General features: G+C 49.5%; 10 protein-coding genes. 5 read left to right on the plus strand and 5 right to left on the minus strand.

Annotated features, from left to right (window positions below; genetic code table 11):
• Positions 1–144: 144 nt before the first annotated feature.
• Positions 145–1,725 (plus strand): hypothetical protein, encoded by a 1,581-nt coding sequence (locus AMF_RS07600; RefSeq protein ID WP_012658977.1) that lies wholly within the window; start codon positions 145–147, stop codon positions 1,723–1,725.
• 303 nt (positions 1,726–2,028) lie between these two features.
• Here the strand turns inward: AMF_RS07600 and AMF_RS07605 are convergent, their stop codons facing one another.
• The 3 genes from AMF_RS07605 to argS form a co-directional block, all read right to left on the minus strand.
• Positions 2,029–5,058, minus strand: coding sequence for a hypothetical protein (locus AMF_RS07605; RefSeq protein WP_227013313.1), 3,030 nt, complete (start codon positions 5,056–5,058; stop codon positions 2,029–2,031).
• A gap of 787 nt (positions 5,059–5,845) precedes the next feature.
• Complete coding sequence (locus AMF_RS07610; RefSeq protein WP_012658978.1) at positions 5,846–7,315, minus strand: hypothetical protein; 1,470 nt, start codon at positions 7,313–7,315, stop codon at positions 5,846–5,848.
• A 101-nt stretch (positions 7,316–7,416) separates the two neighbouring features.
• On the minus strand, positions 7,417–9,156 hold the full coding sequence (argS, locus tag AMF_RS07615) for an arginine--tRNA ligase (protein ID WP_010267708.1): 1,740 nt from the start codon (positions 9,154–9,156) through the stop codon (positions 7,417–7,419).
• Positions 9,157–9,422: 266 nt separating this feature from the next.
• Here argS and recO point away from each other — a divergent pair, with 266 nt between their 5' ends.
• Entirely contained in the window at positions 9,423–10,139 is a 717-nt protein-coding gene (gene recO, locus AMF_RS07620) for a DNA repair protein RecO (RefSeq protein WP_012658980.1), read from the plus strand.
• A 78-nt stretch (positions 10,140–10,217) separates the two neighbouring features.
• Entirely contained in the window at positions 10,218–10,832 is a 615-nt protein-coding gene (locus AMF_RS07625) for a hypothetical protein (protein WP_010267714.1), read from the plus strand.
• 184 nt (positions 10,833–11,016) lie between these two features.
• Here the strand turns inward: AMF_RS07625 and AMF_RS07630 are convergent, their stop codons facing one another.
• Positions 11,017–12,417, minus strand: a complete 1,401-nt coding sequence (locus AMF_RS07630; protein ID WP_010267717.1) for a hypothetical protein — start codon at positions 12,415–12,417, stop codon at positions 11,017–11,019.
• Between the two features lie 297 nt (positions 12,418–12,714).
• A complete protein-coding gene (ileS, locus tag AMF_RS07635; RefSeq protein WP_010267720.1) occupies positions 12,715–16,020 on the minus strand; it encodes an isoleucine--tRNA ligase in 3,306 nt (1,101 codons plus the stop codon).
• A gap of 363 nt (positions 16,021–16,383) precedes the next feature.
• Between ileS and AMF_RS07640 the strand changes: the two genes are divergently transcribed.
• Positions 16,384–16,866, plus strand: coding sequence for a peroxiredoxin (locus AMF_RS07640; protein ID WP_010264686.1), 483 nt, complete (start codon positions 16,384–16,386; stop codon positions 16,864–16,866).
• A gap of 13 nt (positions 16,867–16,879) precedes the next feature.
• The gene (locus tag AMF_RS07645) at positions 16,880–17,614 is read left to right on the plus strand and encodes a 16S rRNA (uracil(1498)-N(3))-methyltransferase (RefSeq protein WP_010264688.1); all 735 of its coding nucleotides are present in this window, start codon (positions 16,880–16,882) and stop codon (positions 17,612–17,614) included.
• Positions 17,615–17,678: the final 64 nt, after the last annotated feature.

A 17,678-nucleotide genomic window follows, 5' to 3' on the forward strand; every position in this document is an offset into this window, starting at 1 on the left:
CCTAACTAACCGTATGCAGCTTATACTTTCCGTGCATCACCAAAGCTATGTAATAAGTCTATTTCGGCTCCACAAACCCAGGCAGGATGGTACAGCAAAAGTCCCACAATAGCAATATGGGCGAAACGTAGGGGGGGGGGAAGGTTGAGTCCCAACACACAAATAGGAAAGACACGCGCACATCGTATTGCAGCAGCAAACACTGCACATGCAGTATCTGGAGTGCTCATAAACATGGGCATGCTGATGATGGTCTGCACCGTAGCTGCGCTGTGCACAATAATGTTGTGTACAGTAGCAGCATGTTGTCCACCCATCATTGCAGCTGTAGCAGTGGCTGGCGTAGCTGCAGTGTTATTTTCAGTGATAACAGGATGTTCTATAAGAGATTTAGTTGAATCTTGTAGGCAAGTTAAACAAGTAAAGGAAGAAGGATTAGCTACTGTACAATCATTACAACCTGTTCTTACTCCTGTAACTCCTATAGCTGAGAGAACAGGTAATGGAAGAATTGCCAAGCTCCTGACTGGTAAGGCCAAGGCTGAGGATGCAGCTCAGGCTGCTGTGGATCAGGGTACTGCTGTTGGCGGAACTAATAAGGTTATAGCTGGGGTTGCCACCAGTTCTGGTATTGTCAAGGTCATGGCTGAGGCAGATCCCAGTACGCTGAAGGATGCCATCAAGGCTGTTGGTGGGACTGGCTACGGTTTGGAGGGCATGGGTGCTGGTGCTGTGGCTGGTGGGGTTACTGGTACTGCTGTTGTAACCGGTGTGGGGATTGCTGCTGGCATATGGTATTTAAAAAGTTGTGTTGCTGGTTGTGCCGCTAAGTGTGCTGCTGCATGTGCTTGTGCTGCTACATGCTGTACCAACAGTGGCGCCTCCTGCTGCGCTGCTGTTGTCCTTGGCTGTGTATGTACTGCTGCAGCTGCATGCTGTACTGTAGCATTCATCCCATATGCACTGATGGCATTCTCCATCCTGATCTCAATATGTACAGTTATTCAGACCGTAGCTGATCTTTATTCTGCCAGGGTGCCGGTAGTATCCATGCAAGATCCTGTGCATAAGAGGGATACTACAGAATATGATGTCATAGAGAATTATAAACCACAGAAGATCAGCAGGATAAAGTGGCTCGCTCCTCCAGAAGCTGCCAGTCCAACGCGTAGACTACTCATGGCTGTGGCTGGTGTTGCAGTGGTTGCGTGTATTTCAATTTTGCTATGCTGCTGTTTGCCGACCATCGCAGTGGTGGCTCCGCCGCTGGTCTCTTGTGTGTTCTATGGCTTATCCTCTTGTGTAGGTGGCATTGATGCTTATGTATATAAACGTAAGGCTGCCAAGGCTGCGTTGCCTGTTGAAACTAGTCCCATCGTGCTCGGGCAGCGTGCTTCTGAATGCCCCGAACAACTTCAAAATGAGGTGGCTGTCGAGACTGCTAACATGACTAGTGATAGCGTGCAGCAGACCCAAGACTGGGAACCTGTTGCCAAGGATGCAGAGTGGGAGCCTATACAGCAAGGTCCAGTTGCTGCAAAGGAGGCTGGTGTCGATGGTACTTCCCAAGCGCCATCTGACAAAGCTGACATAATGAAAGTCCTTGAACAAGATGAAGGTTTCCTCAGTGCTGCTGGGGACCTGTTCCAGGCTATGACTGCTGATCTCCAAAATTGGGAGCCTGTCGCACCCAAGACTGTCGCGCAACCGTCAAGAGCAAGATAGGGGGGTAAATTATCCCGGTATGAACGTCCATTTTCGGGTTTGATGCAGACCTTCAGTAAGCTTGGTGATAGCTACGTAAGCGCCGACTAGTAGGGAACTATAGAACACTGCGGGTGTGACAAGAGCGGTACATAGTAGCATAGCTGCTACTAATAGGGTTGTGAAAGCGTAGATGGAGAGAAGATGTATCGCAAGGCAAAATGCCACAAACCCCGCACAAGATGCAATTGTGAACGCAGCCTCTATGGCTGATTGCACCTTATTTTGATGCATATTACCTCCACAAGGTCAGTGGTTGGGCCGTCAGCGGGCCGAGACCGCACACTGCTGTTGTGACGTTAAAACTGGCAGAGCTGAAAGAGAAGCTAAGACGGGACTAGCCTCTATTGATTGGGGTGCTGCTGCATCCTGACTGAGAGCATTGCCCGCAAATGCCTCAGATTGGGGAGGTTTGGGGCGCACTACCGCAGTTGGTACCTGTGCAATACTCATACAATGTTCCACGCTAGCATCTTTACTGATGTATTGACGACCTGCTACAAAACCTAAGAAGCCTGCTACAAGTACCATATAAGGTACAAACACATAGGGAGGGGTGACTTGGACGAGGAAGACTGCTATTACGAGAGCAAGTATACCAATACTGTATAGCCACATTTTGGATATACCGCTATTCATTGCACGCTGGGCAATTGATCTGCGTGCTGCGGTTTTTACAATAGCGTGCCTTTGCTGTTCTGAAAGGCTGAGGGGCCTGTATTGCGTCTCAGGATCTCTACTGAGCTCGTCCTCAAGCCTGCGCTCCACCACATTTTCCCTAGTATCAGGCTGAAATCTGCTTAGGAAATGGTGGGCATGTTCGTCAATTGCTGCCTTAAATGCAGACTCACAGCTGCTAAGTGGCAGAGATGCGCCAGGCTCTTGATAATCACTGATGCCGTAGGGGGTAATACTGCAAGCCTGACTAAAGTTGTCGATATAAACATTGCGAACGCGGATGGGCACGTTGTAAATTCTTAGTAAGAGCCTGCTCAACTCTCCAGATGTGGCGCTGGGGCCGGGCAAAAAGTCTATGAGGCATGCCGCAGATTCTGCCAGCCGTCCATTGCGCAAAAATTCTCGTATGTATAGTACCCTCGGCAAAAAGGATTCATATACCACCTGTCCCATGCGCTCATGAAGTTGCCTCAGGTGTTGAATGCCTGACAGCGAACTCAATATTTTAGATTGCGCAGCCACGGCAAACTGGCTAGTGATCATGGTTTCACAGAGTTCGTTGAGCTCCAGTAAAAATTCCTTCCATTTCAATGGACCAGCCGATGCCCTGAAGCCCCAGAAGAGCGTCTGCAACTCTGCGAGAAGTATATCTGGGCGCTGCATCGCACGCGAGGCCTCTTCCTCATCAAAAAAGTCATGAGAGGTGCGTATCTTGCCCTCACCGACATTTAATAATTTTAGCCCGTCTCCATCTAGCATTATGTCCGAGCCGTCAAAGCTACAACCAGGGTAAAATATGAATATAGCGGCGGCAATTTTCTCCAGATTTTCCTGATTGTAGCGTGACTGGACTTCCAGCGGAGGCATGACCTTTCTCAAGACCGGGGCCACATTTTCAATTAGTGCACTTTTAAAGTCTTGGCTCTCCATAATAAGCCGGATACCATCCGCGTTCATGGCATGGATCAAGTCTTCCCTGTTGATGGCATTGTATAGCTTGGCTACCACACTCGAAAGTGTAGTAGAAAAGCGCAACAGCGGCATAAGGTGTTGTGTTGCATTCTTGCCGATCCTCTCAAGCACGTCGCGGGTCTCAGGGCCGCTGGTGACGCCAGCTCTTACACACTGATACGCTATGATGTTGCTAAGTAAGGCGTTATAATGCTCAGCCATATACACTGAGGCCTTATGTCCCGTGCTCAGCAGTAGGGAATTCACCCTATGCGCATCTCTGGCAATAAGGTGCTTCATGTATTGGTAGAAACCTTGATAGTCTCCCGCATGTAGTATGTCATGAATGTTTGTGTATTCGTCATCCAGATACTCCAATATTGAGAGCACTGTAGCATCCGCCTCCTCTTCCTGAGGGGACGAACGTTTGAGTGATTCTAGATGCACCAAATACGAAAATATAAATCTCAAAACCGTATTTGCTACACTCTTGGCAGCTATACTCTCCGGACTGACGGGAGTGTGGCTTGTGGATAGTAGATCTTGAAATACTTGGGCGTTGAGCCGCATTCTCGACGCCACATCTACGCCATATGTATAGCTGTCTACAGATATAGCGCCTGCGGCATAGCGGTTGACGGTTATCAGCCTGGTGCTGCGCACTTCATCAACTACTGCCCGGCCCCGCTGGAAGTCTACAGAGCGCGCAAATTTGCATACCGTGCGAGTTACCTTTGGCCTAAGGACACCAGGTATATAACTGCCACCCATAAGCTCTGAAAGTAAGGAGTTACAAAGCAATGAGTAGACGGTACCTGCGCTAATGCTGACCTTTGAGAACTTTTGTATATTATCAGCCAATAGCGCCGCAAGTTTGTAGGGGTTACCAAACGGTTCGGTTGCCAGTAGATTCTTACAGTAGTTGCTGTCAAGGGTCACGCGCTTTTCTACAGGAGCAGAGTCTTCCGACGGTGGGTTCGAGCCGCCGCCACTCCCACTTTGAATATTCCCCGCAGAAGTATGCGGGGTTGTATTTGGAGCTTTGGGAAGTTGACCGTTCTGTTTTGAAGCTTGCTCTGGGGCCGGTACAGGACCTTTGGCGGGAACGTTGTTATTCGCTTGAATAGGCCCAGAGCCCACTAAAGCAGCGGCAGTAACTGCACCATCTTGCCCTGTTGAAGCTGGCGTAGAAATTTTGTCGTTCGCCGGAATAAACTCAGGACTCTCTGCAGCGTCTGGAGCGCGTTCGTCTTCCTGCTCTGCTGTTGGCATCTTGGAAAGTTGGCCATTCTGCTTTGAAGCTTGTTCCGGAGCCTGTGTGGGAACTTTGCCATTTGCCTGAGTAGGCCTGAAACTCTCTGAAGCATTTATAATGCGTTCACTATCTTGCTCCGCTGAGGTTGGGGACATCTTAGTAAGCTGGCCGTTCTGCTGCAAAGCTAGCCCTGGAGTTTGTGTAGAAACTTTAGGAGGCTTGCCTGGTCTTACAACAGGTTTTGCAATTTTAGCCCCCGCCAAACTGGGCCTCGTTACGGAAACTTTTTGCTTCGCAGACGCCCTAGAACTATGCAGCTCACATAACCTCGTACCGCGTGCCCCAGTACTTCCGGTACCCACAGCTTCAACACCATTAGTAGCTGCTAAAGACCACTTTGTAGGACTCACAGATGAACTGCGTGTAGCAGCACCCTGTGGCGACTGTGCCCTGTCCCTCAATGTACTCTCGATATCACCATTTGACAGGCATCGGCGTGCCATGGTGCGCGCATACACACCCTTGCCATTTTGCAGTGATCGATTTTGCGCAGGCTCAATAGCGTCACTTTTTAGCGGTTCTTTACGATACATACCATTTTAAGAAGTTTAGCAATTTACCTGTGAATCTTAACATTTCTTAAAATAATATGCACATTATTTAACTAATATTAAAGAGTTATACCAACACCAGCGCAGATATTCTTAATACTTTAATTAAAAATCCTTAATAACTTAAAATATCAAACCTCCCCAATCTGAGGCATTTGCGGGCAATGCTCTCAGTCAGGATGCAGCAGCACCCCAATCAATAGAGGCTAGTCCCGTCTTAGCTTCTCTTTCAGCTCTGCCAGTTTTAACGTCACAACAGCAGTGTGCGGTCTCGGCCCGCTGACGGCCCAACCACTGACCTTGTGGAGGTAATATGCATCAAAATAAGGTGCAATCAGCCATAGAGGCTGCGTTCACAATTGCATCTTGTGCGGGGTTTGTGGCATTTTGCCTTGCGATACATCTTCTCTCCATCTACGCTTTCACAACCCTATTAGTAGCAGCTATGCTACTATGTACCGCTCTTGTCACACCCGCAGTGTTCTATAGTTCCCTACTAGTCGGCGCTTACGTAGCTATCACCAAGCTTACTGAAGGTCTGCATCAAACCCGAAAATGGACGTTCATACCGGGATAATTTACCCCCCTATCTTGCTCTTGACGGTTGCGCGACAGTCTTGGGTGCGACAGGCTCCCAATTTTGGAGATCAGCAGTCATAGCCTGGAACAGGTCCCCAGCAGCACTGAGGAAACCTTCATCTTGTTCAAGGACTTTCATTATGTCAGCTTTGTCAGATGGCGCTTGGGAAGTACCATCGACACCAGCCTCCTTTGCAGCAACTGGACCTTGCTGTATAGGCTCCCACTCTGCATCCTTGGCAACAGGTTCCCAGTCTTGGGTCTGCTGCACGCTATCACTAGTCATGTTAGCAGTCTCGACAGCCACCTCATTTTGAAGTTGTTCGGGGCATTCAGAAGCACGCTGCCCGAGCACGATGGGACTAGTTTCAACAGGCAACGCAGCCTTGGCAGCCTTACGTTTATATACATAAGCATCAATGCCACCTACACAAGAGGATAAGCCATAGAACACACAAGAGACCAGCGGCGGAGCCACCACTGCGATGGTCGGCAAACAGCAGCATAGCAAAATTGAAATACACGCAACCACTGCAACACCAGCCACAGCCATGAGTAGTCTACGCGTTGGACTGGCAGCTTCTGGAGGAGCGAGCCACTTTATCCTGCTGATCTTCTGTGGTTTATAATTCTCTATGACATCATATTCTGTAGTATCCCTCTTATGCACAGGATCTTGCATGGATACTACCGGCACCCTGGCAGAATAAAGATCAGCTACGGTCTGAATAACTGTACATATTGAGATCAGGATGGAGAATGCCATCAGTGCATATGGGATGAATGCTACAGTACAGCATGCAGCTGCAGCAGTACATACACAGCCAAGGACAACAGCAGCGCAGCAGGAGGCGCCACTGTTGGTACAGCATGTAGCAGCACAAGCACATGCAGCAGCACACTTAGCGGCACAACCAGCAACACAACTTTTTAAATACCATATGCCAGCAGCAATCCCCACACCGGTTACAACAGCAGTACCAGTAACCCCACCAGCCACAGCACCAGCACCCATGCCCTCCAAACCGTAGCCAGTCCCACCAACAGCCTTGATGGCATCCTTCAGCGTACTGGGATCTGCCTCAGCCATGACCTTGACAATACCAGAACTGGTGGCAACCCCAGCTATAACCTTATTAGTTCCGCCAACAGCAGTACCCTGATCCACAGCAGCCTGAGCTGCATCCTCAGCCTTGGCCTTACCAGTCAGGAGCTTGGCAATTCTTCCATTACCTGTTCTCTCAGCTATAGGAGTTACAGGAGTAAGAACAGGTTGTAATGATTGTACAGTAGCTAATCCTTCTTCCTTTACTTGTTTAACTTGCCTACAAGATTCAACTAAATCTCTTATAGAACATCCTGTTATCACTGAAAATAACACTGCAGCTACGCCAGCCAATGCTACAGCTGCAATGATGGGTGGACAACATGCTGCTGTACAACAAACTCCACACAAGATTATTGCTGCACACAGCATAGCTAGGACGGTGCTGCTGTTGCACCTATCCTTCAGCAGAGACTCCGCTGCAGTCGCGCTCGGCTCCTTGCCTCATTCCTGCGCTTAAGGGCCGTTTTGCGTTAGCGCATTTCTTCCATGGGAGCGATGGAAAATATCGAGAGGCCTAGGGAAATCACCAGCGCAACAACTTTGACCAGGTAAATCCTGGCTGAGGTTGTGGCAATATCTCCCTCGACAATAAATCGCATGTCAACACTGCGGCTTCCGTGCCCCCATAGCACGTGAAACGCCTCGGCAACCTCCAGTAAGTAAAACGCTATCCTGTGTGGTTCGTGATTGACAGCAGAGGACTCTACTATGTTCGGCCACCTGACCAAAAGTTTGATAAGCGCAATTTCTGGAGCGGAAGACACTCGGGAAAAATCGACGTCTTCGATGGGCAAAAGGGTGGGCGCGTTGCGCATCAGGGAGCATGCCCTTGCGTGAGCATATTGAATGTAGAAAATTTGACTGTCCTTTGACTGCTCTTTTGCCTTTGCAAAATCAAAATCAAGCACCACGTCGTTCTTTCTGGTCATCATGATAAATCTGGCAACATCTTTGCCGACTTCTTCCACTACATCTCTTGCGGTCAAAAATTCGCCGCGTCGCTTTGACATTTTAACCGGCACTCCATTTTCCAAAAAGTTGACCATATTGTGGAGCTTGACGTCTATCGTAGCTTTACCATCACTCAGTGCGTGCACCGCGGCTTTCAGCCTGGATACATAGCCTTTATGATCAAAGCCCAGGCCCAGAATCATGTCATGAAAACCCCTGGAGATTTTATCGAAATGGTAGGCGATGTCCCCAGCAAAATAGGTCCAAGATCCGTCTTCTTTCTGTAGCGCTCTGTCAGAATCGTCACCAAAATCAGTAGACCTGAACAGTAGCTGCTCCCTGGCTTGCCACGCCGCCTCTTCCTCCACACCTCTAGGGCGCTCAAGCGTCCCGTAGTAGAGCATTCCCTTTTGTTGCAAAAATTCTACGCATTTTTCAACTGTACGGCTACGCTGCAGATCTGCTTCATACGTGAACACATCGTGTTTTACGCCCAGAAGCGCCATATCCTCCCGTATCAGATCTAGGATGCTCTTTAGCGCGAACTCCCGGATGACCGCTGTCCTATCTTCAGAGGCAAGCAGCTTATCCCCGTGCTTTTCAACCAGGGCTTTGGCTATAGGTTTGAGGTACTCTCCGGGATAAAGGCCCTCCCCTATCGTAACCTGCTCCCCCAGCGCTTCTTTGTATCTCAAGTATACTGACTCGACCAGTGTATTGATCTGCCCGCCGGCGTCATTTACATAATATTCCCTGGTAACATCATAGCCAACCCATGCTAGCAAATTTGACAGCACATCCCCAAAAACCGCCCCGCGCGCATGCCCTATGTGCAGCGGCCCCGTGGGGTTTGCCGAGACGAACTCCACATTAACCTTCTGCCCTTGGCCCAAATTTACCGCTCCGTAGTCTTTACCCGCTTTGTTTATGTCTCTGATGGCCGAATACCAAACTTCATTGCTGCATTTTAAGTTCACAAACCCCGGAGGCACTACATCTACGCTATCAACACCTTCCACCTCCGCAAGAGCCTGCCGCAGATGCTCCGCAATTTCCATCGGGTTTTTTCTCTTGAACTTACCGACAACCAGCGCAGCATTGGTATATACGTCGCCGTGCCTGTCTTCGGTGGGAGGAGCAACTATGAGCTTGTGTAGCAAAGAATCTGTAACCTCACCGCCCCACAGCTCACCAATCTTCTGGATTACAATGCACCTAAAGTTGCCAAACAAATTAATTGTACTACCAGCTGAAACCATGGATAACCCTGCATTCGACAGCTCCAGTATATAAGCAATCACCAGTACGTAAAAGTCTTATGTGGCCAACATTCGCGCAGGTTGCAAGCCTCTCTCTCCTGGCCAAGCGTAAGAACATCCCTCGGATACCAAGCAGGGCACTCATACATAATTGGTATATATTTCAAATCCGTCCAAATCCGCAGCAGCAAAGTTCGCAGTGTATTTGAGCGCTAAATGTGCTATAGTACCCCCGTGTTGGCTCACCCTAGTGGTCACGTCCATATATGCAGTGGAGGGAAATGGGAGTAGTGATGGGGACGCGTCCGTACGGGGACGAGCACCTGCTGCTTTCCATACTCACGCGTAACAGGGGGTTGCGCAGAGGGCTGACAAGGCTCACAAAAAAGCGTCCTCTACAGATAGGGGATCTTATCGATGCAACTTGGCGGGCAAAACTTCCAACCAATCTGGGACATTTTACTTGTGAGGTGATCGCTTCTGCCTTCTACAGCTATTTCCGTGACAGAATTAAGCTCATGTGCCTATCATCAATTACCCACATCATGAGTACTGCACTTCCAGAAAATGAACCACACCCAACGTTATATGACTCGTTCCAGGATTTTGCTGCCGCGGCGGAGGCCGAAGCACCGTGGTATAACCACTATTTAAAATTAGAGCTGCTGGTACTATCTCAGCTGGGGTTCGCGCTAGATCTGTCCAAATGCGCTGTAAGCAACAGTAAAGACAACTTACTGTTTATCTCCCCAAAAACCGGCAGGGCGCTATCTGAAGCTGTAGGGCATGCATACCGTAACAAGCTTTTACCCCTGCCAAAAGTTTTGCGCAGCATATCATGCGGGGTGGAGACCGAATGCTGCTCGGCCGACGAGTTTGCGCTCAGCCTAAAGATCTTGGGCTTTTTCCTGCACAGACACCTCTTACAGGAAAGTCACACGTTTCAGGAATCCAGAAAGATATTAACCGGGCTACTGGGGTAAGATTCTTGCGTTTTTAAAGAATATTCACTATTAGGTGATAGAAGCAGGTAGTTCAAGGATTCCGACCGGGGGGTTGTTATGGCCATAGGACTAGGCGATCAAGAGCAGAATATGGGGCCAAATTTGGCAGCAGTGCAGTCTTTGCTCGATGCAACCAGAGATATGTCCAGCCATGAGGATGCAGAGAGTGACAAGTCCGCCTTGGCGATAGCGTGCGCAGTCATGGCCACCCCAACACAAGCATTGAAAAGCGACGTGGTGGCAAATCTTTTAGGTAATGTAGACAGGGCTGTAGTCTCTCTGGGGGCAAACATCACTCCGCAAGTTAGTATTTTTGGCCCCACAAGGGGCACTTCAGTATTTTTTGGGTTCCCAATACTCTTCGATAGTATGTCGCACGGAGACGCCGGAGATGGGGGAGGAGATGTGTCTGGAGGAGGAGGCGGTGAAGGAGAATTTACCTCCGGAGACAGTGATGAGGGACATCACCTGGATGCAAGAGATGATCCGCATCTTTACGACCCCTGGAGATTCAATGAATATCCTTACGCGGATGAAGCGATATCGCACGCCTCCCAGGGCATGGATGGCATTTCACACGAGAGAGGCGTGGATATGCATCACGATCTGTCTCCTTCTGCATCCCCAGACGTGCGTCCTGAGCACTCTGAAGGTCGGGGAATGAGCCATTAGCCACTGACCACGTGGTGAGTGCTATAGCAGCGCTGAAACACCCGCTTTCAGTGGCACACAGGGTTGTTGACCCCTCCCACAGCTCACACGCATGTATGCCCAGAGAGGAGTGTGACGCACTAAAGCTTTTACCCTATCCTTTCAGGACGCTTCGCACCCTCATGGCCCGGAATACAACGCCACATCACGCGGGTAAACGTGAACTCAACTCCGCATAGGAGATAGGAGATTGTGCACCAACCATATCCTGCAACTCCACAAAGGTTTGGGGTGACGTAGCAGGTTCAGCGCGCCCTACCCCCTCGGCTGCATGCTGCTCGTTACACTGGTTACCCGATTCATATACCCCCCATCCGGGTGCATTTTCCGCCAATGCAGGCACGTGCACTTCATGACAGCGCCCAGAAAAGATAAGCCAGCATCCCAATGCCATTATGGATATTGCAATGAGAGTTTCGGCGAGAATTGTAATCACATCTCTAGCCACCCCCACAGGAATGTGTTCGTGCAGCAAGGGTACTAGCAGTAAGAGTGCAAACAGGCTAACAAACAGTAGAATGCAAAGTGCGTTGAAGGCCTTAGACCTGGTGACAGCATATTGCGGTGCGGCGCATACAGTTTGGACACCAGACTGTTTTAAGCTAGGATGCCGTACCTCAGATTGAACAGGAGCAGGCTCCGCTGCGGGCGGATTTGTCACTGACCTTTGCTGGGGTTGTTGGCCAGTGCCCGGGTCGTGCGCCTCTACCGGCTGATTGCGCTCCTGAAATCCACGCGCCACAACGGTACTACGTAGGTACGAGCGCAAATAAGTCTTGCTGCTAACGCTTTCCAGCAGACTTGCCATTTTCTGGTCATACACCTGATCAAGACGATGCACGAACAACAACTCCCTGACTGCGGGGATTATTATGTCTTTCCTACTGTCCACATATGATTGCATATCTTGAAGTGGAGTCGTCCTATTAAAAAAGACTCCGGTCCTGGGAGCGTACTGAGAAAAAAGAATTTCTAGCAAAGTATCAACATCTTCAAAATACGCGACCCTTCGCTCCGATACGTCACCGCTTCTGGCCAGCTCGGTCCTGAGCGTTTTTATCCCAGCCATAAACGCGTCAACCTCACACGCCAGCTCTTGCTTCCTTTCAAAGTCTGACTTTAAGTTCAAAAACTCAGATACTGCCTTCTTTCCCTGGGACAATCTATCCATGAGCCCCTCAGCGATCGTGCCCGACATATCTGCGCGCGCACCCTCCCCAAGCTGCCCATCTTCATTCTCCTCTTGGCCACTGAACTCCCCGGATGCGCCGCTGGTACGCCGTACCTGTTCTGCAAGTTTGACGGGTGAGCGGATTAGGAGCGCAATATCCCGAAAAGCTTGTATGGAATCCACCAGCTCTTCAGCCACTGACGGGGCATCCACCCCGTACTTCGTCCGCAACGCCGCAGCCACAAACTTTACCAGCGGTATCCTGTATGCCTTGCCTTCTTCTGACTCAAAGAAATCCCGCGCTGGGCTGTCCGGCGCGATATTCTCGAACGCAGCAAACGCCCTGAGTAGTTGTTCCTTGCCCCCTAATGGCATACGCACCTCACTATGGCCGCACCAAACCACCAGGTAACGCTAGAATACCTCAAGCAAAAAATAGGCCGTACCGGGACGACCTCCACCCACACCGATAATATACCAAACTTGGCAAGCTTGGTACACCGTTGATATATATGGTTTTCCGTGACAAAGGTCCAGGGAATAATGTTTCTGTTGCAATATTAAGCGGGTGGAATGGGATTTTCCGCCGGTAAAGTTTAAGTATTGCTGTAACTGCAAAACATGAGCCCCTGCATGCTCGATTGAGTATATAACCCTACGCCTCTGGGGCCTTTAGGAGCACAGGGCTGACTTGCACAAAAATATGTCAAAGTCCTTGCCGGAAATTTTTGTATACTTGCTACAGTCTTCCACCACAGCCTGAGCAGGCCTATGCTCCAGCGTATGAGAGAAGGTCTGCTGCTTTATAAAGTCATACCAAATGCTTATTGCTTCTATTATCTCAGCCGCATCAGTGTTTATAATGACTTCCGCATGATCAAGCATCTCCAGCCCACAGTCTTTACGGGCCTGCTGTATAAGCCGCATGACATCCCGCGCGATCCCCTCAAGTAGAAGTTCCCGAGTGAGTTCATGGTCTATGTGTAGCACTCCGACCGGGACGCCACCAGAAATTATCTGGCATGCATACTCGCTGTGCACCTTCAGATTTAAAGAGAACTCATCCTTTTGGATTACGCACTGCTCACAGCCTGGGGCGCCAAGCAGCAGACTGCCGTCGCTTTGAACTTCCCACACACCAGCCCTCGCCAAAGTAATTATCTGCTTAACTTTTTCAGGCACTCTCTGGCCGAGTAGCGAAAAGTTCAACTTCAGCTCGAAGGACGCCATATCCCCTATGGTGCTTGCTATCTGTAGACTTTTAACGTTAACCTCGTTGAGTATTATATCTCTATACTGCTGTGGCATATCAAGCAGGCTCTCGCAGTTATACGGGTATACAACCATGCGCCGTAGCGGCTGTCTTACCCGTATGTTATGCGCATTTCTAAGGGAAAGCACGTGGCTGCAAACATCCATAGCTAGCTGCATGTATTCCGCGTTCTTTTGATATTGGTTGACAGCACTAAAACTGTTTGTATCGGGAAAATCCGCAAGGTGAACCGATTTTTCACGCTGAAAGCTTAATCCCAGCCATATAGACTCCGCAATGAATGGAAGAAATGGCGCAATGGTCCTCGCCAGATGGTACAATACGGTATATAACGTGTTATAGGCGTCAGATTTGTCAGCAGTCTTATCTCGCATCCAAAACCGCCCCCTACACCCACGTATGTACCAGTTGTTTAGCTTGTCGGAAAATTGCACTATAGCCGCACATGCAAGCCTTATGTTATAAGGGTCCCTCACCCCGGCTGAACTTGATTCCATAGCCTCCAATACTTTAACCACCATACACGCACATTCGTACAGTATGTATTGGTCCATGATATTTGTAATGCCCTCCAAACTCTCCAGAATGCGCCCCTGCATTTGGTCCGAGTTCGCATATACGGTAAAGAAGCTATAGCTGTTCCATATGGGCTTTACCACACTCTTCAACGTATCACGAACGACGTCACCATCTTGGTCAAGGAGCAAATCCCCACCTATCGACACTGCATGCGAAAGCATGGTAAACCGCACGGAGTCGGCACCGTACTTTTCAAACATTTCCATGGGATCCGGATAGTTGTTTAGCCGCTTTGAGAGCTTCTGGCCTTTAATGTCTAGTACCACACCGTGGCATATGCAACTTTTGAAGGGATGCCTATCAAACAACCCTGTAGATAAAACAAATAGTGTATAAAACCATCCTCTGGTCTGGGCGATGTATTCAGTGATAAAGTCTGCGGGGAAGTGGGAATCAAAAAACTCTTTGTTCTCAAATGGGTAATGCATCTGCGCGTATGGCATGGAGCCAGATTCAAACCAGCAGTCTAAAACATCTGGAACTCTCCGCATCATGGACTTGCCCGTAGGGTCATCAGGGTTTGGGCGCACTAAATTGTCGATGTATGGGCGATGCAGATCTTCCACTGGACCGAAATCTTCCTCCAGCGCCTTAACATCCGGTAGCACCTTCTTGATGGAGCCATATACATCTGTTCTTGGATATTTAGGGTCATCAGATCGCCACACCGGCACTGGAGCCCCCCAGAATCTGTGTCTGGATACCGACCAATCTTTCGCACCATCAAGCCACTTACCGAATTGACCGCTCTGTACGTGCTCTGGCACCCAATTCACTTCCTTGTTAAGCTCAACCATGCGTGCTTTGAGCTTGGTTACCTCCACATACCACGACGACGTTGCTCTGTATATCAGCGGGGTATCCGTGCGCCAGCAGTGAGGGTAGCTATGGGTACACTGCTCCGTTGCGAACCATAGCCCTTTTTCTTTTAATTGTCGAATTACAGCATCAACTACATCAAACACGTGCTGCCCGGCAAAATCGCCAACAGCCGCTGTAAACCTTCCTGCGTCATCTATGGGGCATATTACAGAAAGCATGCCACGGGATTCCTCGCCCAAGTTAGGAATTCCATGCTGTTTGCATAGTAAGAAGTCATCTTCACCGAAACCGGGAGCAAGATGCACTATCCCGGTCCCGGCCCCTTCAGCCACAAACTCCGCGTCCAATACCATAAACGCGTTTTTGCTGTCTGCAAAATATGGAAATGGCGGCATATACTTCACTGCCAACAGCTCCTTGGCCGGTATTTGCACGACCTTAGCGCACTCAAGGCTGTGCCTCTCACAGTAACGCATGAAATGGTCTAGATAACCTGCGGAAAATATTAGCATTTCCGCACCGACAACTGCCCCGACATAATCCATGTTCGTATTTATGGCTAGGGCGAAATTTGACACCAAAGTCCAAGGAGTTGTGGTCCACGCAAGGATGCTGCAAGACTCAACACCTTGTGGAACAAAACCCACCTGCTCAGAGAGTTTGAACCTAACCGTGACCGATTTGCTAACCTTTTCCCGGTAGGCATTATCCATTTTTGTCTCGAAGTTTGACAGGGGTGTTTGGCACGCCCAACTGTACGGAACTACCTTCACAGATTCATAAACCAGCCCCTTATGCCAAAGCTCGTGAAACGCCCACATTACAGACTCCATGAAGCTCTTGTCCATGGTTCTGTAGCCGTTTTCGAAGTCTACCCACCGTCCCTGCCGCTCTACATACTCCCTCCACTGTTGGGTAAACCGCATGATAGAGCTGCGGCAGTAGTCATTAAACTTGTCAATACCAAAGCTTTCTATACTGACCTTGCCTGACACCCCAAGTTCCTTCTCCGCCAGCATCTCAGCCGGTAGCCCGTGGCAATCCCACCCGAATTTTCGCTCCACTCTAAATCCGCGCATGGTTTTGTACCTAGCAACGGCATCTTTGATAAACCCAGTCAGCAGGTGCCCATAGTGGGGCAGTCCATTCGCAAACGGGGGGCCATCGTAAAATACGAAACTTCTGTCCCTAGAGCGAGTGTTTACAGATTCCTCAAAAATCTTTTCGCTGTTCCAATATTGCAGTATCTCTTTTTCTATAGCAGAAAACTCTGGGTTGCCTTTAACCTCCGGATAGTAATTCACATCACCCTAAGCATCGAATAACGAGCACACAATATACACGCTCCTTTGCGCATTGGGAAGTTCCATACGCAGCCCAACAATGTACAACAATGCAGTAATGTAATTGTGCAGTGAAGCTCTCCTCGAGCATCACAATAGCGCGAATAATTGTATCAAGCCAGACACGCAGGCCGGACAAGACATGAGCTAGCCAGGTTATAGGTACGAGCATTACAAGAACAGATTTACCAACCACCATTGCCTAAACAGAAGGCCTAGTAGGCCGAATACTTTGGTCAAGATCGGTCGGAGCCCTGTTTTAGTTTTGTACAATATCTACAAGTAGGTGTATCATTCGCCCCGTAATGTGACTGAGGTGGTTTTATGGACACACTTGAAGGAGAAGCAGCCCCGGAATTTACTATAAAGCTTGAAGATGGCACTGTGGCATCCTCCTCCTCGTACATCGGCAAGAAGAACATAGTCTTATACTTCTACCCAAAGGATGATACACCAGGGTGCACAAGGGAGGCGGAAGGTTTTAGAGACGCGCATGCCGAGTTTGCGCGCCTGGATACAATAATTGTTGGCGTTTCGGGTGATGGTGCGTCTTCCCACGCGAATTTCAGGAAAAAATATCAGCTACCGTTCGAACTAATCTCCGATGAAGATTCCAGTCTTTCCAAGCTGTACGGCACCTGGGTTGAAAAGCACATGTTTAGCAAGTCCTACATGGGTATCGAGCGGTCAACCTTTCTCATAGATAAGCATGGTAAGATACGAAAAATCTGGCGTAAAGTGAAAGTCGATGGGCATGTAGACGCCGTTTTAGATGCAGCAAAAAGCCTGGAAAACGAAACGGTGTAGGCGCATCAAGAGCGTGGTGTATTCCAGAAAAAAGCCCGTAAAGATCAGGCTGTATCACAAAGAGGGCGGCATTGGAGTTGGTGGCAGGGTTGCCTTAAACGCTACTCAGGCTCACTACGTGCGGGATGTAATGCGGGCGAAGCACGGCGATGCTGTATTGCTATTTGACGGAACGCACGGAGAGTGGCTGTGCAGGGTTTCGTGCATCTCAAAAAAAACTGTCGAGGTAGAAGCCGAAAAACTCCTCAGAAAGCACGTCCGCACCAGAACCTTAGTCCTGTGTTTTGCGCTAGTGAAGGGTGAAGCCATGCGTAATGTTGTGAGGCAGGCCACAGAAATGGGCGTCACTCTTTTCCAGCCCATGCGTACCGAATATTCCTCCGCGCACGATATTGACTCAAGAAAGTGCCGCTTATGGGCCGTCGAAGCCTCTGAGCAATGCGGCAGGCAGGATGTGCCTGAGGTCGCGCCTGTAGTGGATTTTCGCACGTTGCGCGAGCTTCATAACCCCGACAGGCAGTTTGTGTTGTGCGATGAAACTGGCGGCGGCAAGCCACCCCGCGAGGTTCTGCAAAACGACCGGGAAGTTTGGGTAATAGTAGGGCCTGAGGGAGGGTTCTCCAACGAGGAATTATGCTCCTGTGAAGATTTTTGCGACAAAATGTCTCTGGGGTCTAGAATACTCAAGGTCGATACCGCAGTGGTGTGCGCCCTTGCGTATGTTAATGAGTGTTACGCCCACAAATAAGCCTTACAAATGCCCGCAGAAGTTGCGCGTAAGCCGCGGAATTACGGTTACGCCTGAATCTACG

This window comes from Anaplasma marginale str. Florida (assembly GCF_000020305.1).
In the GTDB taxonomy this organism is placed as follows: domain Bacteria; phylum Pseudomonadota; class Alphaproteobacteria; order Rickettsiales; family Anaplasmataceae; genus Anaplasma; species Anaplasma marginale.